Here is a 25,723-nt window from a genome sequence, read left to right as displayed (position 1 = left end):
ATAAGCCGATGAGGCAGCAACTATCTGGTATCCCGGCTGCCTTCATTTCCGTCACGACGCTGTTTTTTGCTTGGGGTTTCATTACTTCAAACAATGATCCGCTGATCGCGTCGGTCAAGGCCAGCTTTAATCTCAACTACACCGAAGCGCTGTTTACCCAGCTGGTCTTTTTCGCCGCCTATGGGATTATGTCGTTTCCTGCAGCAGCCTTGCTTGGAAAATTGGGCGCTCTGCGAACTATTTTTGTCGCACTGATGATAATGATCGCAGGGTGTATGCTGGTACAGTTCATCGTGCGCTTCCAGGATTATTCGCTTATCCTGGCTGCATTGTTCATCCTTGGGGCGGGGATCACCACACTTCAGGTCGCCGCCAATCCCCTGGCCGCCGCACTTGGTCCGCCGGATAGCAGCCATTTTCGCTTGACCCTTGCACAAGCTTTCAATTCGCTCGGCGTAGTCCTCGGAGCAAATTTCGGCTCGCGGATCATGCTGGATGCGGAGGTGCTGAAATCCGGGCACTTCCCGATTACCAACGAGCCGGACCGGGTGATTGCACTGGAGGCAGTATCGCAGGCGTTTCTTCTGATAGCGGCCATGCTGGCCGGTCTGATGGTCTTCATCTGGTTGTCACGCGCGCGAATTTCGAAAGCGGCCGCAGAATATCAGCAAATTGGCGAAGGGTCGGTGCTAGATGCGCTTCGTTCGAAATGGGCTCTGTTCGGCGCGTTGTCGATCGGTCTGTATGTCGGGGCAGAGGTTTCGATCGGCAGCATCATGATCAACTTTTTGAATCAGCCGGATATCATGGGTCTGCCCCTCGAGAGCGCAGGATTCTATTTGGCTAACATATATTGGATGGGTGCCTTGATCGGGCGATTCGTCGGTTCGTATTTGCTGACCTTCATCCGTGCTCCGATCTTACTGGCAATTGCGGCGAGCAGCGCTGCCCTTCTCTGTCTGATCGTGGCGCTCGCAAGCGGGCCGGTGGCGGGATATGCGGCGCTGGCGGTGGGTTTGTTCAATTCGATCATGTTTCCCACGATTTTCACAATTACTCTGAAACGAGCCGGAACATCGCAGTCGTCGACATCTGGGTTATTGTGCGTTGCCATTGTTGGCGGCGCGTTGCTGCCGTACGCCGTCGGCCAAATGGCGGACATGGCAAATTTGTCGATCTCCTTCTTCATTCCCATGGCGGCCTATGGGGTGATCGCGATATTCGCCCTGCTCGCGGTTCAGGCCCGCAACCGGCATACTGCAGGCGGGGCGGTGATCATTCAGCAGTAAAATACGGATCAGCGGACTATTCGCAAGAGGACTTGCCGCGCCTTTCCGGCAAATCCAGCAAAGCTACTACCGGGAAATGATCCGAAGCGACGAGGCCATTGGAATGCTGTGCCATGACCATGCCGCGCAAGACGCTGACTTGATTGTTTATGAAAATATGGTCGATGACCTTGCCGGGTTCGGGGACTGGATCGTAATTGTTGAAACTGGACTGGGATGGCGACGGGAGCAGGGCTCGGTCTGCACCGTTGGCTGAAACGAGTGCTTCGCTTTCAATCATGTCCGCGATTGCCGGTGTCTCAATGCCGGTATTGAAGTCACCCAGCAGTACCAGAGACTCGCGTTCATGCAGGTTTGCCCTGATCCATCCGGCCAGTTGCTTACCGCTTTCATGACGGGCCTTTTCGCCCACATGATCCCAGTGGGTGTTGATCACCAATAGTCTTGCACCGTCCTGTTTGCGACTGACATGGGCCCAGCTTGCTACACGCCGGAACGCAGCATCCCAGCCCAGCGAAGGAACTTCCGGAGTTTGTGAAAGCCAGAAAGTGCCAGATTTTTCGATACGGAAGAGTCTGCGATCAAATGCGAGTGGCGATGCCTCCCCTGCAAGTTTCCCGTCATCGCGACCTCCGCCGACGAAGGAATAGGCGGGCAGGGCGGATTCAAGGTCTGAACGTTGGTTGGGAAGTACTTCCTGCATGCCTAGTATGGCCGGTCGCAGCAACTGGATTTGTGCAATAAGGAATTCACGTCGGTGAGCCCAGTCATTCGCTCCATCCGCCGGAGTGTCGAGCCGGATGTTGTATGTCATGGCCAGAAACGGTCCAGCGCAGACTAATTCGCGCGCATGTACGGTTGTTGCGCCGATCCCGGTGCCGAAAAAAATCAAAATCAGCATTGACGCGACAAGTCTATACATCCGGCAAATCCGATCTGCTCCTCGTGGTAGCGCTTCCAATTTCAGGTTAGAAGTGCAATTCTGCTGCTTAGTCAAGCGAGGTGCAATGAAACAGGTGAAAACGCTAAGTGCGACAGACGCATCGCTGGCGGCGTTTCGCGCTGTTGGCGAGCCGGTGCTCGTCCGCGGATTGGTGGCGGATTGGCCTATCGTTGCCGCCGCCTTGGGCGGATCTGAGAAACTCGCCGCACGGCTGAGCGCGAATGCTTCGGATGCGCAGCTCTCCTATGCCTCCGGCGATCCGGAATTTCTGGGCCGCTTCCACTATACCGCCGATGGCCGACAGCTCAATTTCACTCGCCATCAGGCGAGCCTCGGGCAGTTCCTGCAAATACTGCTGGACGAGATGAAAGGCGATCTGCCACGGTCGCTCGCCGCTCAGGCAATGCCTGTGCATCTGTGTATCCCTGGTTTTGCGCATGTGCACACCATGCCGCTGATTTCCCCATTGGTCATGCCGCGAATGTGGATTTGTAACCGTACTGAAGTCGCCGCGCACAATGATGAGCTTGAAAACCTCGCCTGCGTTGTCGCCGGACGCCGCCGATTCACCCTGTTCCCGCCTGAAGCGATTGGCGATCTATATCTGGGCCCGTACGAGCTGACTCCCGGAGGTACGCCAATCAGCATGGTGCATGTCTCGGCACCCGATCTCATCCGGTATCCGCGTTATGCAAAAGCTGCGAAAGTGGCGCTGGTGACTGAGATGGAGCCCGGCGATGTGCTCTATATCCCTTATCACTGGTATCATCATGTCGGCGCGCTCGATCCGATCAACATTTTGGTCAATTACTGGTGGGATCCGGCACGGCAGGATCTGGGGTCACCCTGGGATGCCTTGCTGCACGGTATTATTGCTTTGCGCGAACTGCCGCCTGACCAGCGCCGCGCATGGAAGGCAGTGTTCGACCACTATGTCTTCCTCACCAATGGTGATCCGGGGGAACATCTTGCGCCGGAAATGCGGGGTGTATTGGCGCAATCCGATCCGGCAGCGACCGCGCGGTTGAAGCGGGATCTGATCAACAATTTGAGTGAAGACGGCCAAAAATCCGGCCCCTTTGCATGACTACAGGAGGAGCATCGCGATGAAGTTCGGACATATAATCCTGGTTTTGGTAGGCCGGACCCGGCGCTGTTCATTTCCGATGGCCTGCACATGAAATCCGAAGGCGACAAGCTGTGGCGCGAACAGATACGCGCGGCCTTCCGCCACGCCCGGACGAGCAAAGGAGCGGGATGTTGACGGTGGCCCTTCGGCGGGTATGGATTGCACTCGCACTGGCGGTGTCGAGCCTGCTGCCATCGCCAGTGGTCGGGCAAGTGATGCCCGCAGGCCCGATCCTCGCAGCAGCAGACCTGCGAAACGGGCAGGATCTTTCCGGCCAATGGAATTGGTCGATCGATCCCTATCGCGATGGTCTGACCGGGTTCCATGGCGGAGAGGCCGGGCCAAGCCATCGCCGTCATGCCGATACAGATGTGGCAAGCGTGCGCCGGGCCGACCCGCTCGCACTGTTCGAATATGACATGGACGCTGCGCCATTGGCGACGCTCCCCGCATCCTGGCTTACGCACTCACCCCAGATGCGTCATTATCAGGGGCTGGTATGGTATCAGCGCCGTTTCGATGCGGTGATTGATCCGGCTTCGCGGAGCATTCTGCGTTTTGGTGCCGCCAATTATTCCGCAGAAGTCTGGCTCAATGGCAAGCTTCTGGGGCGGCATGAAGGCGGCTTTACGCCCTTTGCGTTCGAAGTAACCGGACTGCTGCGCGCGCATGGCAACCGTCTGGTTGTAGCGGTTGATTCGCAGCGGACCAGCCATGATGTGCCGCCACCGGTTACCGATTGGGAAACCTATGGCGGAATCACCCGCGCCGTGCGCCTGATCAACCTGCCCGAAACCTTCGTCGATGATGCCTGGGTCAGGCTGGAAGCCGATGGCAGGATCAGCGCCGATATCCGCATCGACGGTGCGCAAATGGCCGGTGTGTCGGTGCGGCTGACCATCCCCGAGCTGGGCGTCGACCGGCGTGCGACAACGGGCAGCGATGGCCGACTTACGCTGCGGATCACACCGCGCAAGCCTATCCAGCTCTGGTCGCCAAACAGTCCGAAGCTTTACCGTGTGGAGGTTACGGCTGGTGAAGACCGCTGGCACGATATCACCGGTTTCCGCACGCTTTCTGTCCAGGCCAGCCAGATATTGCTCAACGGCGAACCGATCTTCCTGCGGGGGATCAGCCTGCACGAAGAGGAGCTGGGCGCTGACCCCACCCGCCACATGACCGATGCTGCGGCAGACGCGCTACTGCGCGAGGCAAAGGACGGTCTGGGCGCCAATTTCGTTCGGCTTGCCCACTACCCGCATGGCGAGCCGATGTTGCGTGCGGCGGACCGGCTGGGAATGATCGTGTGGAGCGAAATCCCGGTATATTGGCGTATCGCGTTCGATGATCCCGCAGTGCTGGAAAAGACCCGGCGGATGCTCGCTGAAATGATCCTGCGCGACCGTAATCGGGCCTCGATTGCGCTGTGGAGCGTGGGTAACGAAACCCCGATAGGCGATGCGCGCAACGGCTTTATGGCGCGGCTTGCGCTCGATGTCAGGGCACTCGATCCGGACAGGCTGGTTACGGCAGCGTTGCTCACAGCTCGTGAAATGGATGGCGGCCGGCAGGTGGTGACGATTTCCGATCCGCTTGCGGCATCTGTCGATGTGCTAGCGGTGAACACCTATTTTGGCTGGTATGGAGGTGACCGGCTGGACGACATCGGGACGTTCGGTTGGGATCTGCCCACGGACAAGCCTTTCCTGTTCTCCGAATTCGGTGCCGGGGCAAAGTTGGGCTACCACGCCGAAGGGCCGCCGCAGAAATTCACCGAAGAATATCAGGCGGCATATTACCGTGCCACACTGGCAATGGCAGAAGGCATTCCGACACTGGCTGGCCTGTCCCCCTGGGTGCTCAAGGATTTTCGCTCCCCGCGCCGCCAACTGCCCGGCATTCAGGATGGCTGGAACCGCAAGGGACTGATCAGCGAAACTGGCGATCGCAAAGTGGCATTTACCGTGCTCGCCGAGTGGTATGCAAAGAAGGGAAACACACAATGACCACACTTTGAGCTGGGCATCGATTTTGCAGTCCTAATAGCTGCCGGTCATGAGCGCTCGACGAAACCTGAACGTACGGCCGGTTTCAGGTGAGAAGAACGAGCCTTGGAGCGGCAGCTTTGTCAGCGGATGCGGCCTTGTCCATGTTGCCGCTTTAATGTTGGCTATCCCAGTTTCTGCGTTCGAAACCGGACTGTCTGAAACCGGCCCAATCTTGCCACCCGATCTAGGATCGACGGATTATCGGATTCGACAAACCCACTTCGCGCGTGCCTTACCTAGAATGTTCTTTATCAAGCGTGGTTGCTGGGTGGTTGCTAGCCCAGCATCGCCAACTTAAAGAGCCTTATAAGTGGTTGAAAACTGGTGCCGGCTGGAGGATTCGAACCCCCGGCCCCCTGATTACAAATCAGGTGCTCTACCAACTGAGCTAAGCCGGCCCTGGTGGACGCAATCCGTGGTGGATTCGCCAATATCCGCGCCCCATGCGTCAAACCGCGCCGAAGGTCCAGCCTTCCGTGCGGGCAATTTCAACGGTCAGGCCCCTTGGCTGCCATAATTCCCGCTGCTCCGATACTTTGCGCAGCCATGCCGCGGTCAGCAAAGCGTCGCAGCGGTGATCGTCAAGCGAGCCTTGGGCGGCAAGACCCGGGCTGCCCAGAATTGCGAGCGCAGCGTTCAACTCGTCGACGCCGCGCATCTTGCTGCGGCCTGCGCTGCGCCCCGCAGCAATCGCGGCGATAGTGGTATAAATTTCCACGATCACGCTGCCTGACGCGGGAAGCGGCTCGACAGGCCACACTGGAACCTTGCCGCGCAACCGGTGAAGCACCCGCATTCCGGTCAGGCTGGCTTTGCCGACTTGCGCTGCGCCGACCAGGTTAAAATTGCTGTAGGGTTTGCAGCCGGCTGCCGCCTGCCGACCCTCCGTCACCCGCAGCCGCCCGCGTCGGTGGGGCGCGCCGGGTCCATGAAAGCACTCGCCCTCGCGCCCGCCGTGTCGGCGGAAATAGCGGCTGGCGACGGGGTGATCCACGAAACTGGCAGCGCCGAGATGGGGGTCTTCTGCGCAGATCAGGTCAACCAAGGCCCATAATGCCTGCGCCGACTGGGGGGTGTCCTCCCACCCGGGAAAGAAGTCGCTGCAATCTGCAAAGGGCAGGGCAATGCCAAGGTCCATCCCGACCAGAGTGTCGGGCGGCAGGTCCTCCGCGAGATAATCCAGCACCTCCGTGCGGGACCAGACATGATCTGGCCGAACCAGTTGCGGCGCATCGCTGCCTGCTTTGCACGCCCCAACGGCAATTCCGCGGTGACGCTCGCCCGCTGCGCCGGACCAGTCGATGGCAACAAAGTGCCGGAACCGCCCTAGCGTCATGCGTCCCGCATTTCGCGCCGCTTGCGCTCCCAATACTCCAGCCGTTCGCGGATCTTGCGTTCGAAGCCGCGCTCGACCGGCTGGTAGTAAACCTGGGCATCCATCTCCTCCGGCCAGTAATCGGCACCGGAGAAACCGTCATCCGCATTGTGGTCATAGGCATAGCCGGCACCGTAGCCGATGTCCTTCATCAGCTTCGTCGGGGCGTTGAGGATATGCGGGGGCGGGGCCAGTGAACCTGTCTCGCGCGCGCTTTTCCACGCGGATTTCTGCGCTGCATAGGCAGCGTTCGATTTCGGCGCCGTGGCGCAGTAAAGGCAGGCCTGCACGATCGCGAGTTCGCCTTCCGGGGTCCCGAGAAATTCGTAGGCGTCCTTGGCCGCGAGGCATTGGACAAGCGCCTGCGGGTCGGCGAGGCCGATATCTTCCGACGCGAAGCGGACCAGCCGCCGCAGCACGTAAAGCGGCTCTTCCCCAGCCGTCAGCATTCGGGCCATGTAGTAAAGCGCGGCCTGCGGATCGGACCCGCGCAGGCTTTTATGCAGGGCGGAAATGAGGTTGTAATGCCCGTCGCGGTCCTTGTCATACACCGCCACGCGGCGCTGGAGGAATTTGCCCAGCGCTGCCGGATCGAGCGGTTCGGCTATCTGCGCGGAATAGAGCGTTTCGGCCTGGTTGAGCAGGAAACGTCCATCCCCGTCGGCAGAGGCGACCAGCGCTTCGCGCGCCTCGGCGGTCAGCGGCAGCGGGCCCTGCAGTTCCTCGGCGCGGGCCAGCAGGGTCTCCAGGGCAGTCTGGTCCAGCCGCCGCAGGATCAGCACCTGCGCCCGGCTGAGTAGTGCCGCGTTGAGCGCGAAACTCGGGTTCTCGGTAGTTGCACCGACCAGCGTGACGGTGCCGCGTTCGACGAACGGCAGAAAGCCGTCCTGCTGCGCGCGGTTGAAGCGGTGGATTTCGTCCACGAACAGCAAGGTCCGCTGTCCAGCCTGCGCTGCCGTGTCGGCTGCGGCAAATTCCTTCTTGAGATCGGCGACGCCCGAAAACACCGCGCTTACCGAAGCAAACCGCATCCCCACCGCGTCTGCGAGCAGCCGGGCAATGGTCGTCTTGCCGGTCCCGGGCGGCCCCCACAGGATCATCGAGGACAATTTGCCGGCGGCGACCATCCGACCGATCGCGCCATCCGCTCCGGTAAGATGGTCCTGCCCGACAACCTCCTCCAGCATGCGCGGGCGCAGCCGGTCGGCCAGCGGGGCATCGGCGCGCAGCTGTTCGCGGGCAGCGTCGGGCAGCGGATCATCGGCAAAAAGGTCGGCCATGAGGGGGAGATAGACGCCTTGCGGAAAATTTGCAGTACCCACTTGCAGATGTTAGGTTAAGATATATCTTAGACCTATCACAAGTATATCGAAAGGATTGATAATGGGGATGCACAGGAACTGGAAAGGCTGGCCCAGGGGTTTCCCGATGGAGGCCATGATGGCTGCGGGGCGCGGCTGGGACGGCCGCTTCAGCTGGGATGATGGGAACTTCAGGGGCGGGCCGCGTGGCCGGTCCGGCAATCGCAGCCGGATGTTCGCATCCGGCGAACTGCGCCTGCTGCTGCTGAGGATGATCGCAGACGAACCGCGCCACGGCTACGAACTGATCAAGGCGATTGGCGAGCTGACCGGCGGCACCTACGAACCAAGTCCCGGCGCGGTCTATCCGACACTGTCACTGCTCGCGGACGAAGGTGTGATCGCGGAGACTGCCGGGGTCGACGACAGCGCGCGCAAGGCCTTCGAAGTGACCGAAGCAGGCCGCAAGGAACTCGGCGAACGCGTTGACGAGGCAGACGCACTGATGGCGCGGCTCGCCGCAATGTCGGGCAAGGAGGAACGCGGGCGCGCGCCCGAATTGTTCCGCGCGATGGGCAATCTCGCCGGGGTGCTCAAGCACCGCTACCGGGATGGCCGGTTCGATAGCAAGACGATCGAGGAGATCGTCGATATCATCGACGAAGCGGCCAAACGGATCGAGCGTCTGTAGGGACAATTGCTCCCGTCCTTGCGTCAGATTCCCTCCGTGCTACCTTCCCGCGCAGGAAATTTGCATGGAGGGATCGGCAAATGGAACTGACAAAAAAAGCCCCGTGGCACCTATGGGTCATCGGGGTCTTGTCCCTGCTGTGGAATCTCGGGGGTGTGGCCAGCTATCTGGCAACCGAGCTGGGGCAGCTGGAGCAGATGGAGATAACCCCGGAACAGCTTGATTATTTCTACAGCTTCCCGGCGTGGGCAGTCGCGTTCTGGGCTCTCGGCGTGTGGGGCAGTGCGCTGGGTTCGCTGCTGCTGCTGCTCAGAAAGAAGCTGGCAGTCTGGTCGTTCGGAATTTCGATTATTGGATTGTTTGGCACCACCTATTACGAGCGCATGGTCGCAGCGGTGCCGGAAAGTTTGCAGAGCCCGGGACAGAATCTGTTTGCGGCCGCGATCTGGGTGATCACTTTCAGCCTGTTCATTTATGCGCGCCGGATGGCCGCAAAAGGTGTTCTGACCTGATCTTCGTCCCCTGTCAGGGGTTGGCAACGTGCCGCAATCAGGCGGAGGTAAGTGTCCGCCACCGCCTGGTTGATGGCATCCCAGCTATAGTCGAGGCTACGGTTCTCTCCGGCGCTTCCGTGAGCGCTGCGCAGTGCCTGGTCCGTCAGGTATTTCGTGATCGCATCGGCGAAGGCGCCGGGGCTTCCGGGGGGGACCAAAGCGCCTGTTACACCGTCCTGGACGAGACTGGTGCTGCCGGTAGCGGCGGAGGCGACCACCGGAAGGCCGCTGGCCATGGCTTCCAGCGTCACATTGCCGAAGGTCTCGGTTATCGACGGGTTGAAGAAGATATCCGAACTTGCCAGCGCACGTCCCAGATCAGGACCGGACTGGAACCCGGCGAAGATACCGCCGGGCAGAGCTTGCTCGAACCATTTGCGCGCCGGGCCGTCGCCGATCACCAGTACCTTGTGGGCAATATTCCGCTTGCGCAGTTCCGCAATCGTTTCCGCAAAGGTGTCGAGCCCCTTCTCCATCACCAGTCGGCCGAGGAATGCGATCGCCACATCGCTGTCGCTGATCCCGAGGCTGCGCCGCCATGCCGGATCACGCTTTTCCGGCCCGAACAGGGTCCGGTCGACACCGCGTGACCAGATCGAAATATCGTCGTTCATGGCCTGCTGCCGCAGAACCTCGACCATGCTTTCCGACGGCGTCACCAGCGCGTCGCAGCGGCGATAGAGCCCGCGAATCCAGCTCTCCAGCACCGGTTCGAGGAGACCCAGATTGTAATAGCGCGGATAGGTTTCGAATCGCGTGTGCACTGACGCCAGGACCGGAGTTCCCCGCGCCTTGGCCCAGCGCACTGCCGCGCGCGCACTGAAATCGGGTGACGCGATGTGGAGCAGGTTGGGATCAAATTTGGCCAGATCGGCGCGGGTTTCGGCGCTGATACCGACGGGCATCCGGTATTCGCTACGGCCCGGAATTGCGAAGGATGGAACGCTGACCAGGTCGCCCTCCGGCTTGAACGCCGGATTGGACACCGTCGGCGAATAGACGCGAACCGCCGCGCCTTGACGCAGCAAATACTCGACCAGCCGATTGAGCGCCTTGTTCGCACCATCGAGCGTGATGTTGTAATTGCCGCTGAACATGGCGATACGAAGGTCGGACGTTTTCATTGCAGCCGAGCCTTAATCGCCAATCGCTTTCTTGGCGAGGGCTTGTCGAACAGAATGGCGAAGGAGTGAACGGCAAGGTCTTGCCGCCACCCCATTCACGGCATCGCCGCTTGACTTGTCCCCCCGCACCATCCAATCGGCCCTCGGGCCACGCGGTCCCAACGCCGCGCGAGCTCTCTGCAAGGAGAGAATACATGACTGACCTTACGCCTCCCGGCCGCAAACCCGCGCGCCCGTACTTCTCATCCGGACCCTGCGCAAAGCCGCCGGGCTGGGCTCCCGAAAAACTCGCCACCGAATCGCTCGGCCGTTCGCACCGCTCCAAACTGGGCAAGGCGCGGCTGAAGCTGTGTATCGACCTCATTCGCGAAGTGCTGGAGGTTCCCGCGACGCACCGGATCGGAATCGTGCCCGGTTCGGATACCGGCGCGGTCGAAATGGCGATGTGGACGATGCTCGGCGCGCGCCCGGTGACCACGCTGGCATGGGAAAGCTTCGGCGAAGGCTGGGTTACCGATGCGGTCAAGCAGCTGAAGATCGACCCGACCATCATCCGCGCCGATTATGGCCATGTGCCCGATCTGGGCCGTGTCGACTGGTCGAACGATGTCGTGTTTACCTGGAACGGCACCACGTCCGGCGCGAAGGTTCCGAATGGCGAGTGGATCGCGGCGGACCGCGAAGGCCTGTCGATTGCCGATGCCACCAGCGCAGTGTTCGCGCAGGATATCGCCTGGGACAAGGTCGATGTGCTGACCTTCAGCTGGCAGAAGGTTCTCGGCGGGGAGGGCGCGCATGGCGTGCTCATCCTCGGCCCGCGTGCGGTGGAACGGCTGGAAAGCTACACCCCCGCATGGCCGCTGCCGAAACTGTTCCGCATGACCAAGGGCGGCAAGCTGATCGAAGGTATCTTTACCGGCGAAACCATCAACACGCCTTCCATGCTCGCGGTCGAAGATGCAGTCTTCGCGCTCGAATGGGGCAAATCGGTTGGCGGTCTTTCCGGTATGCAGGCCCGCGCCAACGCCAATGCGGCGGCGCTGGACACGATTGTTGAGGCGCGCGACTGGCTTGGCCATCTCGCGCCCGATCCGGCAACCCGGTCGAACACCAGCGTCTGCCTGACGGTGGCGGGTGCCGATGCCGATTTCATCAAGGCCTTCGCCAAACTGCTGGAGGATCACGGCGCGGCCTATGACATTGCGGGATACCGCGATGCCCCGCCGGGCCTGCGCATCTGGTGCGGCGCAACGGTGGACACGGCGGATGTGGAAGCACTCGGTCCGTGGCTCGACTGGGCTTACACTACTCTCAAAAGTTAATCCGTCATCCCAGCGAAGGCTGGGATCTCGTTCAGCCAGGATCGACCTGGTGGCAAGCGATCCCAGCTTACGCCGGGATGACGATTTCAAGGAAAAATCATGACCAAACCCAAAGTCCTCATTTCCGACAAGATGGACCCCAACGCCGCGCGCATTTTCGAAGAGCGCGGCTGCGATGTCGATGTCATCACCGGCCAGACGCCGGAAGAATTGCTCAAGATCATCGGCCAGTATGATGGCCTCGCGATCCGGTCCTCGACCACCGTGACCAGGGAAATTCTCGACGCGGCGACCAATCTCAAGGTCATCGGCCGCGCCGGGATCGGGGTCGACAATGTCGATATTCCCTATGCCAGTTCCAAGGGCGTGGTGGTGATGAACACCCCGTTCGGCAATTCGATCACCACCGCCGAACACGCCATCGCGATGATCTTTGCGCTCGCCCGGCAAATTCCGGAAGCAGACGCCTCGACCCAGGCCGGCAAGTGGGAAAAGAGCCGCTTCATGGGCGTGGAAGTGACCGGCAAGATTCTCGGCCTGATCGGGGCTGGTAACATCGGTTCGATCGTCGCTGCCCGCGCTCTGGGGATCAAGATGAAGGTGATCGCCTATGATCCGTTCCTGACCGAGGATCGCGCGATCGAACTCGGGATCGAGAAGGTCGATCTGGACGGTCTGCTGGCGCGCGCCGATTTCATCAGCCTGCACACCCCGCTGACCGATCAGACGCGCAATATCCTATCGGCGGAAAACCTTGCCAAAACCAAGCCCGGTGTGCGGATCGTCAATTGCGCGCGGGGCGGGCTGATCGACGAAGCGGCGCTGAAGGAAGGCCTCGAAAGCGGCCATATCGCCGGAGCGGCGCTTGACGTCTTCGCCAAGGAGCCGGCGAAGGAAAGCCCGCTGTTCGGCACCCCGAACTTCATCTGCACGCCGCATCTGGGTGCTTCCACCGACGAGGCGCAGGTCAATGTCGCGCTGCAGGTGGCGGAACAATTGTCCGATTACCTGGTCAATGGGGGGGTCACCAATGCGCTCAACATGCCGAGCCTGAGCGCGGAAGAAGCGCCCAAGCTGCGCCCCTATATGGAACTGGCGGAAAACCTCGGTTCGCTCGTCGGGCAGCTGGCGCATGGCAATCTGCCCAAGATCAGCATAGAAGTGGAAGGCGCGGCGGCGCAATTGAACCAGAAGCCGATTACGGCGGCGGTTCTGGCGGGCCTGATGCGGCGCTATTCGGATACGGTGAACATGGTCAACGCGCCCTATCTAGCGCGCGAGCGCGGGCTCGATGTCCGCGAAATCCGGCATGACCGCGAAGGGGTGTATCACACGCTGGTTCGCGTGACGGTGGCGACGGATCAGGGCGACCGTTCGGTGGCGGGCACGCTGTTCGGTGCCAATGCCCCGCGACTGGTGGAAATCTTCGGTGTCGGAATCGAGGCCGACCTTAAGGGTGACATGTTGTATATCGTCAACGAAGACGCACCCGGCTTCATCGGCCGGATCGGTTCGCTGCTGGGCGAGAACGGGATCAATATCGGTACCTTCCACCTCGGCCGCCGCGATGCCGGGGGGGAGGCGGTGGTGCTGCTGTCGGTCGACCAGCCGATCCCGCAGGATGTCGTCACCGCAGCCAGCGCACTCGAGGGCGTGAAGACGGTAACCGCGCTGGTATTTTAGGCGCAGGTTCAATAGGGGCCGCGAAATGACCAACCCTGACGATCTCCTGCCAGAAGGCCTCGAAGACCGGCTTCCCACCGAGGCGAGGGCGGTCAGCCGCGCCATGCGCCAAATTCTCGATGTGATGGATGCGCATGGGTATGACCGGGTCAGCCCGCCGTTGGTGGAGTTCGAAAAATCGCTGGCGGGCCGGATGGTCGGCGGCAACGACGGGACTACGGCGCGGCGGATGTTCCGCTTTGTCGATCCGGTGTCGCTGCGGATGCTTGCGGTCCGTTCCGACATGACTCCGCAGATTGGCCGGATCGCAGCTACCGGACTGGCCGCGGCGGCGCGCCCGCTGCGGCTGTGTTACGGCGGCGAAGTGGCGCTGGTTCGCGCCGACCAGCTCGATCCGGCGCGCCAGCGGCTGCAACTGGGCGCGGAATTGATCGGCAGCGATACGGTCGCCGCCGCTGCCGAGATGATCGCGCTTGCAATCGAGGCGCTGGAGGGCGCCGGGGCGAAAGGCATTTCGGTCGATTTCACCTTGCCCGACCTGGTCGATATTCTTGCCAAGAAAGCCTTGCCGCTGGCACCGGAACGCATCGCGCAGGTCCGGCGTGAACTGGATACCAAGGACGCCGGCGGACTGGCGCTGGTGCCGGGCGGAGCGGCCTATATGCCGCTGCTTTATGCGACCGGCCCGTTTGACGAGGCGATTGCGCGGTTGTTCGAGATCGATGCAGGTGGTGCGCTCGCCAGCCGTATCGCCGGCCTGAAACAGATTGCCGAACGCGTGGCGGAACGCGCCCGCCTTACGCTCGACCCGACCGAGCGGCACGGCTTCGAATACCAAAGCTGGTTTGGATTCACCATTTATGCCGACGGCGTGCGCGGCGCGGTGGGCCGGGGCGGTACCTATGCCATTGGCGGAACCGACGAGCCGGCCACCGGATTCTCGCTCTATATCGATGCCATGATCGGCGCACTGAAAGCTTCGCCCGCCGCTGATATCCTGTTCCTGCCACTAGGGCATGACCGCGATGTCGCCGCCAGGCTGCGCGCAATCGGTTGGCGCACGCGCGAGGCACTTTCTGGCAATGATGACGCAGAGGCTCTTGGCTGCACGCATCGGCTCGATGGAAGGGAACCAACCGCGCTCTAGATGCCGCCGATTGCCGCATTGTGGTGCTTGCCCTAGTGCGGCGCAGGCATTAGGGCCGCGCCGCTTGTGCTGCATCTGATCCAACCCCGCGTACCGATTACCAGAGAAGGTTTTTGCCATGGCCAATGTTACCGTAATCGGCGCCCACTGGGGTGATGAAGGCAAGGGCAAGATAGTTGACTGGCTGGCCAGCCGCGCGGATGCGGTGGTGCGGTTCCAGGGCGGCCACAACGCCGGTCACACGCTGGTGGTGGGCGATCAGGTGTACAAGCTCAGCCTGCTGCCTTCGGGTATCGTGACCGGAACGCTGTCGATCATCGGCAACGGCGTGGTGCTGGACCCGTGGGCACTGCAGAGCGAAGTCGCCAAGCTGGAAAGCCAGGGCGTGACTATCACTCCGGACAATTTTGCCCTGGCGGACAATTGCGCGCTGATCCTGCCAATGCACCGCGATCTGGACGGCTTGCGCGAAACCGCTGCGGGTTCCGGCAAGATCGGCACTACCGGCCGGGGAATCGGCCCAGCCTATGAAGACAAGGTCGGCCGCCGCGCCATCCGTGTGTGCGACCTCGCTCATCTCGACAAGATGGACCCCCAGCTCGACCGGTTGTGCGCGCATCACGATGCCTTGCTGGCCGGTTTCGACCAGCCCCCGGTCGACCGTGCGAAGCTGCTGGACGAGCTGCGGGAAATCGCCCCCTTCGTGCTGCAATTCGCGCAACCGGTTTGGAAACGCCTGAAGAAAGTCCGCAAGGCTGGCGCGCGCATTTTGTTCGAAGGCGCGCAGGGCGTGCTGCTGGATGTCGATCACGGGACCTATCCCTTCGTCACCAGCTCCAACACCGTCAGCGGCACAGCGGCGAGCGGCTCGGGTCTCGGCCCCAATTCGACCGGCTTCGTGCTGGGCATCGTCAAGGCTTACACCACCCGCGTGGGCAGCGGTCCGTTCCCTACTGAACTTGGCGACACGGACGGCCAGCGGCTGGGCGAACGCGGCCATGAATTCGGCACCGTTACCGGCCGCCAGCGCCGCTGCGGCTGGTTCGATGCGGTGCTGGTGCGGCAAAGCTGCGCCATCAGCGGCGTGACCGGCATTGCCCTGACCAAGGTCGATGTCCTTGACGGGTTTGACAGCGTGAAGATCTGCACCGGATACCGGCTGCGCGGCAAGATCATGGATTACTTTCCCGCCCATTCCGCCGATCAGGCAGCGGTGGAGCCGATCTACGAAGAAATGGACGGATGGAGCGAAACCACCGCCGGCGCGCGCAGCTGGGCTGATTTGCCCGCCAATGCGATCAAATATATCCAGCGGATCCAGGAGCTGATCGAAACGCCGGTGGCGCTGGTTTCCACCAGTCCCGAACGCGAAGACACCATTCTGGTGCGCGACCCGTTCATCGATTGAGCTGCGCGCCCGAGCGGCGTAGTTTTGATTCAGCATGAGATTTTGTACCCGACCTTATCGTTGAGCTGCCATCGAAATTCGTCCTTGACCTGATCCCTTTATGTTCTACTCCTGTTCAATCTGGAACGGAGTCGAGACATGGGGCAGGCGGATTTTCACTACCGAAGCGATGACCCGCTCCTGGCGGTCGTGCGCGACGGGGCCAAAGATCCTGCCGGAGTGCCTTTAGCAGTCTCGATTTTCGTTGACCGGGCGCATCTTCGCGAGACTATGTGCGATGATGCGGCGGCGGCCGGCTTCCGGTTGGGCGCGGTTGGAACGTTAGGGGATCTGCTTGGCAATGAAGCACGCTCGTTGGGCGAGATTGTCTTGCTCGATTGCCCAGTTGTAGACGGCGCTACCCTTGCGGCGCTGGCGCGCCTCGATATGCGTGCGGCCCGGCTGGGCGCGCATTTGGTGGTTTCAACCACACTGGGGGCGCTGGATGATGTTTTCGGCTGTCTTGACCAGTCGGACGTAAATATTCTGGTCGATCCGACTAGGTCCGAACGCGTAATTGCGCTCGGCAGCATATTGGCGAAAAAGCCCGGCATGGGGGTTCGCGAATTGTCACCGGATGACCGGATAAACCTGCTTCGGCTGACGGAGCAGGTCGGCCAGATCGCGGAACGTCTCGAACGCCTGTCCGGGCAGGGCATAGCGCCCGGCAGGGGCGCCGATGGCGGCGCATTCCGCTTCGAATCGCCAGACCCCGATTACAGCGGCCCGAATTCCGCGGATTCGTCGGAGCGGCTTGTGCGTACCGCCCGGCCACCATTGCCCGATCCGAGGCTGGTGCGCCGTATAATCCGCCAGCGGCAATTGCGCGCCCGGTTCTTCGATGGGGAACTGTTCGCCGATCCTGCGTGGGACATGCTGCTGGACCTCACGGCAGCGCGGGTCGAACACACCCGCGTCTCGATCACCTCGCTTTGCATCGCCAGCGGGGTTCCGCCCACCACCGCGCTGCGCTGGATCGCGCAGATGAAGGACGCCGGCCTGATCGAACGGCTGGAGGACGAGACCGACCGGCGCCGCGCCTTCATCTCCCTGACGGACAAGGCCGCCGATGCCATGGCGCGCTACTTCGCGGAATTGGGGAAAGACGCGAAAAGAGTGGTCTGACAGTTAAGCTGGTTTGCACCCTAGTCGCAGGATCACGGTCAGCCCTGCGGCTGGCGGCCCGCCAAAAGGCAATTCCCGCCGCAGCGCATCGGCTCTTGCGCGGTCAAGGATCGCTGCCGGAACGCCCGCACCGTGCAGCACGGCGTCGGCCATGCCGAGCAGGCGGCACTGGCGCAGCGTCAAATCTTCGGGATCGTCGCTGGCGAGGATGATTTCCACTGGTCCGGCGGGGACGGGGATTTCGTTGCCCGCCAGCCAGTCATCCACCCGGTCTGCCGCATCCGGATCGAGCGGATCGAGAATTCCTCCTTCGCCCAGCGCGGCATCCAGCGCACGCCGCCGATCCGGTCCTTCGGGATAGCGGGCGCGAATGGCCCCGCGCATCGATTCCAGAGTTGCCGCAAGCCGCCCCAGGCCCGGCGGCACTATCCGTTCAAGCCGGAGGCGCAGCTGCTTAGCCAGGCCGGCCGATGCTCCGGAGGTGCCGATGGCGATCAGCACCGGATCGCGGTCGATGATGCTGGGGGTGGTGAAATCGCACAGGTCAGGCCGGTCGGCGACGTTGACCAGCAAACCCTTGCTCCGCAGCCGCATTGTGGCGGCTTCGGCAGCCTTGCCGTCTTCCAGCGCGATGAACGCCAGCCGGGCGTGATGCGCCTCGGCCTCGCCGCAGGGGATGCCGCCGGCGCGCTCCACCAGCCGCGTTTTGGCCTCGCCCATTTCTCCCGCCCCGATCACCACCACGCGGGTACCGGCGATGCGGTGCAGCAAGGGCAGGGACCGGATCATAGCGGGCCTATTTGAGCCAAGCAGGCACGCGTTCCGCGGCCATGATATTGGCAGGCGGCAGCCGGTCCGCCACCACTGCATACTGGTCCCCGTCGACCAGCACCTCCGCCACGAAGCCGCGGCTGTTGTAACTGCTGGCCATCGTCGCGCCGTATGCTCCGGCGGTGCGGAATACCGCCAGATCGCCCGCCTCCAGTGTGTCCATCTGGCGGTTCATGGCGAAAGTATCGCCGGTTTCGCAGATGGGTCCGACCACGTGGGATTCACTGGTCGAGCCGGACGGCACAACCGCATCGATATCGTGCCACGCCCCGTACATGGCCGGGCGCGCAAGATCGTTCATCGCGGCATCCACCACTACGAAGGGGCTGGCGTTGGAACTGCGCTTCACCCGGATTACCCGGGTCAGCAGTACGCCGGCATTGCCCGCGATTACCCGCCCCGGTTCGAACGACAGGGCAACGTTCCAGTCTTTCGTCACCCGCGCCACCATCGCGCCGTATTCGGCCGGACTGGGCATCACATCATCCGCCCTATACGGCACACCAAGTCCGCCGCCGAGATCGGCGTGGGTGACATTTTGCCCCTGCGCGCGCAATTCCGCGATCAGCGCGCCAACTTTCCCAAATGCGGTTTCGAGCGGTTCCAGACTGGAAAGCTGGCTGCCGATGTGGACTGCGATCCCGCGCATTTCGAGGCCGGGCAGGCTCGCCAGCGCGGCGTAAATCTCGCCGCCACGGTGGATCGGGACGCCGAATTTGTTCTCCGCCTTGCCGGTGGAGATTTTTTCATGCGTGCGCGCATCGACGTCGGGATTGACCCGCAGGGCGCAGCGGGCGATCTTGCCTTGCTGCAACGCAATTGCGGACAGCTCGATGCCTTCTTCTTCGGATTCGACATTGAACTGACCGATCCCCGTCTGGAGACCGTAGACCATTTCGTCATGCGTCTTGCCGACGCCGGAAAACACGATGTCCGCCGGAGCCATGTCGGCGGCCAGAGCGCGCGACAGCTCGCCGCCGGAAACCACATCGGCTCCATATCCCTCGCGCTGGAGGACCTTGAGCACTGCAAGATTCGGGTTGGATTTCACCGCAAAGGCGATGTGCGGGTTGCCGAGCGCGGAAAGCGCCTCGCGAAACACGCGCGCATGGCGCACCAACGTGGCCTGCGAATAGACATAGACGGGCGTGCCGACCTCTGCCGCAATGCGGGGCAGGGGCACGCCTTCGGCATGGAGCACGCCTTCGCGGAGTTCGAAATGATTCATTTACTGTGCCGTATCATTCCGGAGGAAGGTCGAAAGGATCATCTTCGCGCGATTCCGAGCGTCGGCGCAGCTCGACATTGCGCTCGGGCGCGGCCTGCGTATCGAGCTCGAGCAAGGCTTCGGAATCGGGCTGGACATCGGAACCCAGCGGCGCGACCGGCAGCGTCTGGCCGGGGAGCGGCTTCAGGTCGGCCTTCTGACCGCAGCCTGCAAGCACACAGGCAGCTGCAAGTGCAAGAATCCGGCGGTTCATTCGCTATTTCCCGATGTCTGGCCCAAATCGCGGCGCGCCTGCGCCACTTGCTCCCTTACCCGTTCCGGCGCGGTTCCGCCATAGGAGCTGCGTGACGCCACCGATGCATCGACGGACAGGGCCGCGAACACCCGTTCGTCGATCCGCGGATCGATCGCCTTGAGTTCCTCCAGCGATAACGCATCGAGCGCGACGCCCTTGCCTTCCGCCAGCTTGACCGCTGCGCCGGTGATATGATGCGCCTCGCGGAAGGGGACGTCCGCCTCGCGCACCAACCAGTCGGCGAGGTCGGTGGCTGTCGCATAGCCAAGCTCCGCCGCCTGCCGCATCCGTTCGGTCCGGAACGCGCTGTCCGCCACCATCCCGGTCATCGCGGCAATCGACAAGGCGAGCAAACCGGCCGCCTCGAACACCGGCGGCTTATCGTCCTGCATATCCTTCGAATAGGCGAGCGGCAGGCCTTTCATCGTCACCATCAAGGCAGTTGCGCAGCCGATGATCCGCCCGGAATGGCCGCGGACCAGTTCGGCGGCGTCGGGATTTTTCTTCTGCGGCATGATCGAACTGCCGGTGCTGAGCGCGTCGGGCAGGCGGACGAACCCGAACGGCTGGCTGGCCCAGATGATGAATTCTCCGCGAGCCGCGAGAGATGGAGCGAGCATTGCGCCGCCGCCATCAGGTAATCGAGCGCAAAGTCGCGGTCGGAAACCGCATCGAGGCTGTTTCGGGTCGGGCCATCGAAACCCAACGCGTGGGCGGTCATGTCACGATTGATCGGGAATCCGGTACCGGCCAGCGCGGCCGAGCCCAGCGGGCATTCGTTCAGCCGCGCCCGCGCATCGGCGAAGCGGCTACGGTCGCGCCGGATCATCTCGTAATAGGCCATCAGATGGTGGCCCAGCGTGACCGGCTGCGCAGTTTGCAGATGGGTGAAGCCGGGCATGATGCTGGCCGCATGTTCATCCGCGCGGGCAACCAGCGCCCGCTGCAATTGCTCCAGCCCCGCGTCGACCTGTTCCATCGCCTCGCGCACCCACAGGCGGAAATCTGTCGCCACCTGATCATTGCGGCTGCGCGCCGTGTGCAGCCGGCCCGCGACCGGACCGATCAATTCGGCGAGCCGGCTTTCAGTGGTCATGTGGATGTCTTCGAGGTCCCAATCTTCGGGCACACCGTCCTGCTCGTATTCGGCGGCAATCCGGTCCAGCCCCCCGGAAATGGCCGCGGCATCGGCGGTCGTTACGATCCCTTGCGCCCCAAGCATGGCGACATGGGCCTTGCTGGCCGCTATGTCCTGGCGCCACAACGCCTTGTCGAACGGGATCGAGGCATTTATCTCGCGCATGATCGCGCTTGGCCCTTCGGCAAAGCGTCCGCCCCACATCTGGTTGGAGCCCTTAGTGTCCTTAAGATTGTCGCTCACGCTGCTATTGGCCCTTCCGCTGGCCGCCTGCGATAGGGAAGCCGCGCCGGACGCGCAAGAACAGGCCGGGTTGGAGGGTGCAAAGCCGGACTTGGTCGGCACGATCGACACCAGCCATGCCGGTGAACTCATGCCGGCAATTCTGCTGGACGATCCGGCCGGCAGGCAGATCAACACCGGGGCGCTGCAGGGCGGGCCGGTACTGCTCAATCTGTGGGCCACCTGGTGCGCACCCTGCGTGGTGGAAATGCCGATGCTGGACGATCTGGCCGGCGAATACGCGGGCGCGCTGCGGGTGATGACGGTCAGTCAGGACATGGGGGGCGCGGAAAAGGTCGAGAAATTCTTTGCGGCCAATAAATTCGAGAACCTGCAGCCCTGGCTTGATCCGGAAAATGCGCTGGGGTTCGGCATCGAAGGGGGAGTGCTGCCGACGACGGTGCTGTACGATTCGGCGGGCCGCGAAGTGTGGCGCATCACCGGCGAATATGACTGGTCCGGCGCAGAAGCGCGCGAGGCGATTAATGACGCGCTCGGAGAAGATGGAGCCTGATCCGCGATTGATGCTGCCCCCCCGTATCTACAAAAAAGTGGCCCTGCTTGAAAACAGGGCCACTAAAGTAAAAGAACGGCCTAAACCGTCCCTCGGGTCGCAGCTCTGCCATAGACCAAGTGCAGCGCAAGGGAAGCTTAATCGCTACGTCTGTTCAATCTGGAACACGCCCTCGAACAAAGGTTAACGCCCTTGCGAAAGGGAAGCGCGCGCGTTCGCTGCATTTCGAGGATTCGGGGGCAACGTCGTCTGCGAACGTCACTGAACAGGAAAATGGTGGGCGCTGACGGGCTCGAACCGCCGACCCTCTCGGTGTAAACGAGATGCTCTACCAACTGAGCTAAGCGCCCAAACCTTGCGTCTGGAACAGCGCTCATAGCGGCCAAAGATTCAAAATCAATTGCCAATGGTGAATTCCGGCGCGGAACGTTATGGCGCGGGAATGACAGGCAGGCACATAAAGGTATTCGCGACCGGGGGCACGATCGCGGGGAAGGCCGGGTCGGCGACCAGCCGCGATTATATTCCCGGGCAGATCGGAGTGGACGAATTGCTAGGGGAAGCCGCCCGTCTGGGGCTCCAAGCGACATTGGTGGGAACGCAGTTCGCCAGCATCGGGTCGGAAGATATCGGTCCGGCACTATGGCACATTTTGCATGACGCCATCTCGGGCGCGATGGCCGATGATGCCTGTCAGGGGATCATCATTACCCACGGCACCGATACGGCAGAAGAAACGGCCTTTCTGCTCGACCAGACGCTGCCGACTGCCAAACCGGTGATCCTGGTTGGCGCGATGCGTCCGGCCGACGCGGTGGGCAGTGACGGGATGCGCAATTTTGCCAACGCGGTTGGTGTCGCCGGGGACGAACAGGCGGCTGGGCGGGGCGTATTGCTGGTGATGAGCGATCACATCTTTGCCGCGCGTGACGTGCGCAAGGCCAGAACCGAAGGGGTGGACGCGTTTCGCGGGTTTCCCCGCGGCCCGGTGGGGCACGTCACCCCGGCCTCGCTTGAATGGTTCGGCCCGGCGTGGCGCATGGGAGAGGCGGCCCGTTTTGCATTTTATCCGGACATGCCCAGGGTCAGCATCCTCTACGCCTATGCAGGAATGCCGGGGGATGATGTGCGCGATGCGGTGCTCAGCGGTGCGAAGGGGCTGGTGCTGGCCGGGCTTGGCCAGGGCAATGCCCCTGCCGCAGTTCGCGAAGCCCTGGCGCAGGCGGCCGCAAGCGGGGTGCCGGTGGTGCGGGCGTCCAGGGTTGATCAGGGGCTCGTGGACCGCGAACCGGACGACGACGAAAATGGCTTTGTTGCCGCCCGTGCGCTCGGTCCGGCAAAATCGCGCATTCTGCTGCAATTGCTGCTGGCGAACGGGATCACTGATCCCATCCGCCAGCAGGAAGCGTTTGACCGGCGTTAAGGCGTCACGAGATATTTTTCGCCCGTGCGCATGGCGCGGTAATCGATCGCGGCGTCTTTTTCGAGCATCTGTTCCAGCGTTACCTTCTGCTTGTAATGGCTGGCGAAGGTGGTGGTCATATTGTCCAGCACCCGCTTGCGCATCCGGACCATGGTTTCCATGCCCGCCTTCTGCAGGAACGGGAACAATAGCCAGCCCGACAGGGTGAAGCCGAAACCATAGGACGGTGTCAGGATCGTCGGGCCGAGGTCGAGGCGGCCATAGATATACATCTTCTTCGCCTGATCCGACCCGTAACGGCTGAATTCCTTCATCTTGCCGACCGCAACCTGTTCCATCGCCTTGAACGCGGTATCGACTGAGGTGCCGCCGCCAATCGGATCGAAGCCGAGATAAGCGCCCGTTTCGTCGATTGCGCTACGCAATTGCGTCATGAAGTCATCATCCGACGTATTCACAATATGATTCGCGCCGAGGCCCTTCAGCAGATCGACCTGTTCCTGCTTGCGCACCACATTGACCAGCGCCATGCCGTCTTCCAGACAGATACGGTTGAGCATCTGGCCCAGGTTCGATGCTGCGGCAAAATGCAGGATGGCGTTATGGCCTTCCATCTTTGCCGTTTCGACAAAGCCCAGCGCTGTCATCGGGTTGACGAAGGCGGAGGCGCCATCTTCCGACGAAATATCGCCCAGCGGCAGACACATGCCCGCTTCGGCAATCGAATATTGGCTGAATGCATTGCCGGGAACGCAGGCTACGCGTTGTCCCATCAGCGCCTGTGCGGCAGGATTGTCCCCTGCGGCGACGACGGTGCCCGCACCTTCATTGCCAACCGGCATCCGCTGGCCGTGGCGGCCCTTGGATCCGCTGAGGAATGGTTCGGGCATTTTGGCCACGATCTTGCCGGGTGAATATTGGGCATTTTCCAGATCGGCCGCGCTGAACAGCAAGGCCAGGTCGGACGGATTGATCGGCGCGGCTTCCATCCGCACCAGCACTTGCGCGCCCTTCGGCTCGGGGAAGGTCGTTTCGGCCACTTCGACGGTCAATGTGCCGTCCGCTTCCAGCGTGGTGAAGATCTGTTTTCCGGTCGTGCTCATCAATTTCTCTCCTGATCGTGTTCTTCGGGATAGTCGGCCGCGACGAAGTAAAGCCCGTGCGGCGGTGCGTTGAGGCCCAGTTCCTGGCGGTCTGCAGCCGCGAGGGCGTGCGCGACCTGCGCTTCAGTCCAGCGGCCCATGCCGACGAGTGCCAGGCACCCTACCATGGATCTCACCTGATGATGCAGGAAACTGCGCGCCTCTGTTTCGATGAATATCCAGTCTCCTTCGCGCCGTACGTCCAACCGGTCCAGCGTTTTTATCGCACTGTCAGACTGGCAATTGGCCGAACGGAAGGTCGTGAAGTCATGGCGCCCGACCAGCGCCTGCGCCGCGCGGTGCATGGCGGTATGATCGAGTTCCGGCCGAATGTGCCATGCGCGGCCGAGGTCGATAGTCAGCGGTGCACGGCGGTTGCGGATGCGGTATTGGTAACTGCGGCGGATGCAGGAAAATCGCGCGTGCCATTCGCCGGGTTTGATCTCGCAGGCGGTGACCGCGACCGGATCGGGACGGACTTTCGCGTTGATCGCTTCCATCAGGCGAGACGGGGCAAAGTCCCTCGCAATATCGACATGACAGCGCATCGCGAGGGCATGGACACCGGAATCGGTCCGTCCCGCGGAATGAAGGGTAACCTCTTCGCCGGTTACCGCGTTGATCGCTTGCTCGACAGAACGCTGGACGCTCGGCCCGTGCTTTTGCCGCTGCAGCCCTTGGAAAGGGGTTCCATCGAATTCGAGGGTAAGCGCGTAGCGGGTCACGCCAGATTTGTCCCCGCCAGTCTTGTCCCCTGTGCCACCGACTTGCCGCGCAGGAAATCGGCGGTGTCCATTACCGGTTTGCCGGCCCGCTGGATGCGCAGCGGCCGCAGCGCGCCTTCTCCGCAAGCGATGGTCAGCGCGTCGTCCAGAGTAGTGCCGGGCACGCCCCTACCGCCCGTCACTTCAGCTTTCAGCACCTTGATCCGTTCGCCATCGAGTTCGAACCACGCGCCGGGGAAAGGGGCGAAAGCGCGCACCTGGCGTTCGATGGTTTCGGCGGGGCGGGCGAAGTCGATCTTCGCTTCCGCCTTGTCAATCTTGGGTGCGTAACTTGCTTCGGAATCGTCCTGCGGCACGCCATGCAGCATGGGGAGGTCGATCAGCGTTCCGACCATCAATTGCGCGCCGATTTCGGCCAGTTCCTCGGTCAGTTCGCCCGCTGTCTTGTCCTCTACCGGCGTCCGTGCAGTCGCCAGCATCGGGCCGGTGTCGAGACCCGCTTCCATCTGCATGATGGTCACCCCGGTCACCGCATCGCCCGCCAGGATCGACCGCTGGATCGGTGCCGCGCCGCGCCAATGCGGCAGGATCGAGGCATGGACGTTGAGGCAGCCATGCGTCGGAATGTCGAGGATCGCCTGGGGCAGGATCAGGCCATAGGCCGCCACCACGGCAATATCCGGTTCCAGCGCGGCAAATTCGGACTGGACCTCGGCGTTCCTGAGGGAGACGGGGCTCCGCACCTGGATGCCCCGAATCTCCGCTTCGACCTGCACCGGCGAGGGCTGCAGCTTCTTGCCCCGGCCCGCCGGGCGCGGCGGCTGGGTATAGGCGGCGACGAGCGTATGGCCCGCGTCGTGAAGCGCAGCCAAGGTCGGCACGGCAAATCCGGGAGTTCCCATGAAAATGGTGCGCATGACGGGGTAGGTCGGCCTTCCTATTGCGGGGCGCAACCCCTATCCTCGGG

Annotated in this window: 22 protein-coding genes, 2 tRNA genes and 1 pseudogene; 12 read left to right on the top strand and 13 right to left on the bottom strand. The window is 62.2% G+C overall.

Annotated features, from left to right (window positions below):
* Window positions 1-8: 8 nt before the first annotated feature.
* Window positions 9-1,289 carry a glucose/galactose MFS transporter gene (gene gluP, locus U0988_RS08235; RefSeq protein WP_322292145.1) on the top strand — a complete coding sequence of 427 codons (1,281 nt, stop codon included), beginning with the start codon at window positions 9-11 and terminating at the stop codon, window positions 1,287-1,289.
* A 16-nt stretch (window positions 1,290-1,305) separates the two neighbouring features.
* Here gluP and U0988_RS08230 read toward each other — a convergent pair whose 3' ends face one another.
* Window positions 1,306-2,190 carry an endonuclease/exonuclease/phosphatase family protein gene (locus tag U0988_RS08230; protein ID WP_322292144.1) on the bottom strand — a complete coding sequence of 295 codons (885 nt, stop codon included), beginning with the start codon at window positions 2,188-2,190 and terminating at the stop codon, window positions 1,306-1,308.
* Between U0988_RS08230 and U0988_RS08225 the strand changes: the two genes are divergently transcribed.
* Entirely contained in the window at window positions 2,165-3,319 is a 1,155-nt protein-coding gene (locus U0988_RS08225; RefSeq protein WP_322292143.1) for a cupin-like domain-containing protein, read from the top strand. The two genes, U0988_RS08230 and U0988_RS08225, sit on opposite strands and share 26 nt — an antisense overlap.
* A 179-nt stretch (window positions 3,320-3,498) precedes the next feature.
* Entirely contained in the window at window positions 3,499-5,367 is a 1,869-nt protein-coding gene (locus U0988_RS08220) for a glycoside hydrolase family 2 protein (RefSeq protein WP_322292155.1), read from the top strand.
* A gap of 364 nt (window positions 5,368-5,731) precedes the next feature.
* On the opposite strand, the gene U0988_RS08215 is transcribed toward U0988_RS08220, so the two are convergent.
* The 3 genes from U0988_RS08215 to U0988_RS08205 form a co-directional block, all read right to left on the bottom strand.
* A tRNA-Thr gene (locus U0988_RS08215) sits at window positions 5,732-5,807 on the bottom strand.
* Window positions 5,808-5,857: 50 nt separating this feature from the next.
* Window positions 5,858-6,745 carry a hypothetical protein gene (locus U0988_RS08210; RefSeq protein ID WP_322292142.1) on the bottom strand — a complete coding sequence of 296 codons (888 nt, stop codon included), beginning with the start codon at window positions 6,743-6,745 and terminating at the stop codon, window positions 5,858-5,860.
* Complete coding sequence (locus U0988_RS08205) at window positions 6,742-8,064, bottom strand: replication-associated recombination protein A (RefSeq protein WP_322292141.1); 1,323 nt, start codon at window positions 8,062-8,064, stop codon at window positions 6,742-6,744. Before U0988_RS08205 ends, U0988_RS08210 begins: the two co-directional genes overlap by 4 nt.
* A 103-nt stretch (window positions 8,065-8,167) precedes the next feature.
* On the opposite strand from U0988_RS08205, the gene U0988_RS08200 reads away from it, so the two are divergent.
* Complete coding sequence (locus U0988_RS08200; RefSeq protein WP_322292140.1) at window positions 8,168-8,776, top strand: PadR family transcriptional regulator; 609 nt, start codon at window positions 8,168-8,170, stop codon at window positions 8,774-8,776.
* Window positions 8,777-8,856: 80 nt separating this feature from the next.
* Window positions 8,857-9,288: a hypothetical protein gene (locus U0988_RS08195; RefSeq protein WP_322292139.1), complete on the top strand. Its 432-nt coding sequence runs from the start codon at window positions 8,857-8,859 to the stop codon at window positions 9,286-9,288.
* Here the strand turns inward: U0988_RS08195 and U0988_RS08190 are convergent.
* The gene (locus U0988_RS08190; RefSeq protein ID WP_322292138.1) at window positions 9,249-10,454 is read right to left on the bottom strand and encodes a glycosyltransferase family 1 protein; all 1,206 of its coding nucleotides are present in this window, start codon (window positions 10,452-10,454) and stop codon (window positions 9,249-9,251) included. The genes U0988_RS08195 and U0988_RS08190 overlap by 40 nt on opposite strands.
* A 194-nt stretch (window positions 10,455-10,648) precedes the next feature.
* Between U0988_RS08190 and U0988_RS08185 the strand changes: the two genes are divergently transcribed.
* The 5 genes from U0988_RS08185 to U0988_RS08165 all read left to right on the top strand — a co-directional run bounded on the left by U0988_RS08185 (window position 10,649) and on the right by U0988_RS08165 (window position 17,178).
* Window positions 10,649-11,776 carry a phosphoserine transaminase gene (locus U0988_RS08185; protein WP_322292137.1) on the top strand — a complete coding sequence of 376 codons (1,128 nt, stop codon included), beginning with the start codon at window positions 10,649-10,651 and terminating at the stop codon, window positions 11,774-11,776.
* A 99-nt stretch (window positions 11,777-11,875) separates the two neighbouring features.
* Window positions 11,876-13,459, top strand: a complete 1,584-nt coding sequence (gene serA / locus U0988_RS08180; protein WP_322292136.1) for a phosphoglycerate dehydrogenase — start codon at window positions 11,876-11,878, stop codon at window positions 13,457-13,459.
* Window positions 13,460-13,484: 25 nt separating this feature from the next.
* Window positions 13,485-14,606, top strand: coding sequence for an ATP phosphoribosyltransferase regulatory subunit (locus U0988_RS08175; RefSeq protein ID WP_322292135.1), 1,122 nt, complete (start codon window positions 13,485-13,487; stop codon window positions 14,604-14,606).
* Window positions 14,607-14,724: 118 nt separating this feature from the next.
* A complete protein-coding gene (locus tag U0988_RS08170; RefSeq protein WP_322292134.1) occupies window positions 14,725-16,014 on the top strand; it encodes an adenylosuccinate synthase in 1,290 nt (429 codons plus the stop codon).
* 138 nt (window positions 16,015-16,152) lie between these two features.
* Window positions 16,153-17,178, top strand: coding sequence for a winged helix DNA-binding protein (locus U0988_RS08165; RefSeq protein ID WP_322292133.1), 1,026 nt, complete (start codon window positions 16,153-16,155; stop codon window positions 17,176-17,178).
* Between the two features lie 3 nt (window positions 17,179-17,181).
* Here the strand turns inward: U0988_RS08165 and U0988_RS08160 are convergent, their stop codons facing one another.
* The 4 genes and pseudogenes from U0988_RS08160 to argH form a co-directional block, all read right to left on the bottom strand.
* Complete coding sequence (locus tag U0988_RS08160; protein ID WP_322292132.1) at window positions 17,182-17,967, bottom strand: precorrin-2 dehydrogenase/sirohydrochlorin ferrochelatase family protein; 786 nt, start codon at window positions 17,965-17,967, stop codon at window positions 17,182-17,184.
* A gap of 7 nt (window positions 17,968-17,974) precedes the next feature.
* Window positions 17,975-19,237, bottom strand: coding sequence for a diaminopimelate decarboxylase (lysA, locus tag U0988_RS08155; RefSeq protein WP_322292131.1), 1,263 nt, complete (start codon window positions 19,235-19,237; stop codon window positions 17,975-17,977).
* 13 nt (window positions 19,238-19,250) lie between these two features.
* On the bottom strand, window positions 19,251-19,490 hold the full coding sequence (lptM, locus tag U0988_RS08150; protein WP_322292130.1) for an LPS translocon maturation chaperone LptM: 240 nt from the start codon (window positions 19,488-19,490) through the stop codon (window positions 19,251-19,253).
* Window positions 19,487-20,874: pseudogene (gene argH, locus U0988_RS08145) on the bottom strand (argininosuccinate lyase). The gene lptM and the pseudogene argH overlap by 4 nt, the downstream one beginning before the upstream one ends.
* A gap of 16 nt (window positions 20,875-20,890) precedes the next feature.
* Between argH and U0988_RS08140 the strand changes: the two are divergent.
* Window positions 20,891-21,466 carry a TlpA disulfide reductase family protein gene (locus U0988_RS08140; protein ID WP_322292129.1) on the top strand — a complete coding sequence of 192 codons (576 nt, stop codon included), beginning with the start codon at window positions 20,891-20,893 and terminating at the stop codon, window positions 21,464-21,466.
* Between the two features lie 274 nt (window positions 21,467-21,740).
* On the opposite strand, the gene U0988_RS08135 is transcribed toward U0988_RS08140, so the two are convergent.
* Window positions 21,741-21,816: transfer RNA gene (locus U0988_RS08135), tRNA-Val, on the bottom strand.
* Between the two features lie 92 nt (window positions 21,817-21,908).
* Between U0988_RS08135 and U0988_RS08130 the strand changes: the two genes are divergently transcribed.
* Window positions 21,909-22,889 (top strand): asparaginase, encoded by a 981-nt coding sequence (locus U0988_RS08130; protein WP_322292128.1) that lies wholly within the window; start codon window positions 21,909-21,911, stop codon window positions 22,887-22,889.
* Here the strand turns inward: U0988_RS08130 and U0988_RS08125 are convergent.
* Genes U0988_RS08125 through fmt form a run of 3 tightly spaced genes read right to left on the bottom strand, consistent with a single transcriptional unit; the run spans window position 22,886 to window position 25,673 of the window.
* On the bottom strand, window positions 22,886-23,992 hold the full coding sequence (locus U0988_RS08125; protein ID WP_322292127.1) for a zinc-binding dehydrogenase: 1,107 nt from the start codon (window positions 23,990-23,992) through the stop codon (window positions 22,886-22,888). The genes U0988_RS08130 and U0988_RS08125 overlap by 4 nt on opposite strands.
* Window positions 23,992-24,756: a tRNA pseudouridine(38-40) synthase TruA gene (gene truA, locus U0988_RS08120; RefSeq protein WP_322292126.1), complete on the bottom strand. Its 765-nt coding sequence runs from the start codon at window positions 24,754-24,756 to the stop codon at window positions 23,992-23,994. Before truA ends, U0988_RS08125 begins: the two co-directional genes overlap by 1 nt.
* Entirely contained in the window at window positions 24,753-25,673 is a 921-nt protein-coding gene (fmt, locus tag U0988_RS08115; RefSeq protein WP_322292125.1) for a methionyl-tRNA formyltransferase, read from the bottom strand. Before fmt ends, truA begins: the two co-directional genes overlap by 4 nt.
* Window positions 25,674-25,723 lie beyond the last annotated feature (50 nt).

The organism is Allopontixanthobacter sp., from assembly GCF_034376665.1.
In the GTDB taxonomy this organism is placed as follows: Bacteria; Pseudomonadota; Alphaproteobacteria; order Sphingomonadales; family Sphingomonadaceae; genus Allopontixanthobacter.
This window is presented reverse-complemented; position numbering and strand designations above follow the sequence as displayed.

Excerpts from the sequence above, each read along its gene's own strand:
- U0988_RS08185 (WP_322292137.1), top strand. The coding sequence starts at position 10,649 with ATGACTGACCTTACGCCTCCCGGCCGCAAACCCGCGCGCCCGTACTTC.
- U0988_RS08125 (WP_322292127.1), bottom strand. The coding sequence starts at position 23,992 with ATGAGCACGACCGGAAAACAGATCTTCACCACGCTGGAAGCGGACGGC.
- U0988_RS08170 (WP_322292134.1), top strand. The coding sequence starts at position 14,725 with ATGGCCAATGTTACCGTAATCGGCGCCCACTGGGGTGATGAAGGCAAG.
- fmt (WP_322292125.1), bottom strand. The coding sequence starts at position 25,673 with ATGCGCACCATTTTCATGGGAACTCCCGGATTTGCCGTGCCGACCTTG.
- U0988_RS08200 (WP_322292140.1), top strand. The coding sequence starts at position 8,168 with ATGGGGATGCACAGGAACTGGAAAGGCTGGCCCAGGGGTTTCCCGATG.
- serA (WP_322292136.1), top strand. The coding sequence starts at position 11,876 with ATGACCAAACCCAAAGTCCTCATTTCCGACAAGATGGACCCCAACGCC.
- U0988_RS08160 (WP_322292132.1), bottom strand. The coding sequence starts at position 17,967 with ATGATCCGGTCCCTGCCCTTGCTGCACCGCATCGCCGGTACCCGCGTG.
- U0988_RS08190 (WP_322292138.1), bottom strand. The coding sequence starts at position 10,454 with ATGAAAACGTCCGACCTTCGTATCGCCATGTTCAGCGGCAATTACAAC.
- U0988_RS08165 (WP_322292133.1), top strand. The coding sequence starts at position 16,153 with ATGGGGCAGGCGGATTTTCACTACCGAAGCGATGACCCGCTCCTGGCG.
- lptM (WP_322292130.1), bottom strand. The coding sequence starts at position 19,490 with ATGAACCGCCGGATTCTTGCACTTGCAGCTGCCTGTGTGCTTGCAGGC.
- lysA (WP_322292131.1), bottom strand. The coding sequence starts at position 19,237 with ATGAATCATTTCGAACTCCGCGAAGGCGTGCTCCATGCCGAAGGCGTG.
- U0988_RS08210 (WP_322292142.1), bottom strand. The coding sequence starts at position 6,745 with ATGACGCTAGGGCGGTTCCGGCACTTTGTTGCCATCGACTGGTCCGGC.
- U0988_RS08205 (WP_322292141.1), bottom strand. The coding sequence starts at position 8,064 with ATGGCCGACCTTTTTGCCGATGATCCGCTGCCCGACGCTGCCCGCGAA.
- U0988_RS08130 (WP_322292128.1), top strand. The coding sequence starts at position 21,909 with ATGACAGGCAGGCACATAAAGGTATTCGCGACCGGGGGCACGATCGCG.
- U0988_RS08175 (WP_322292135.1), top strand. The coding sequence starts at position 13,485 with ATGACCAACCCTGACGATCTCCTGCCAGAAGGCCTCGAAGACCGGCTT.
- U0988_RS08195 (WP_322292139.1), top strand. The coding sequence starts at position 8,857 with ATGGAACTGACAAAAAAAGCCCCGTGGCACCTATGGGTCATCGGGGTC.
- U0988_RS08230 (WP_322292144.1), bottom strand. The coding sequence starts at position 2,190 with ATGCTGATTTTGATTTTTTTCGGCACCGGGATCGGCGCAACAACCGTA.
- gluP (WP_322292145.1), top strand. The coding sequence starts at position 9 with ATGAGGCAGCAACTATCTGGTATCCCGGCTGCCTTCATTTCCGTCACG.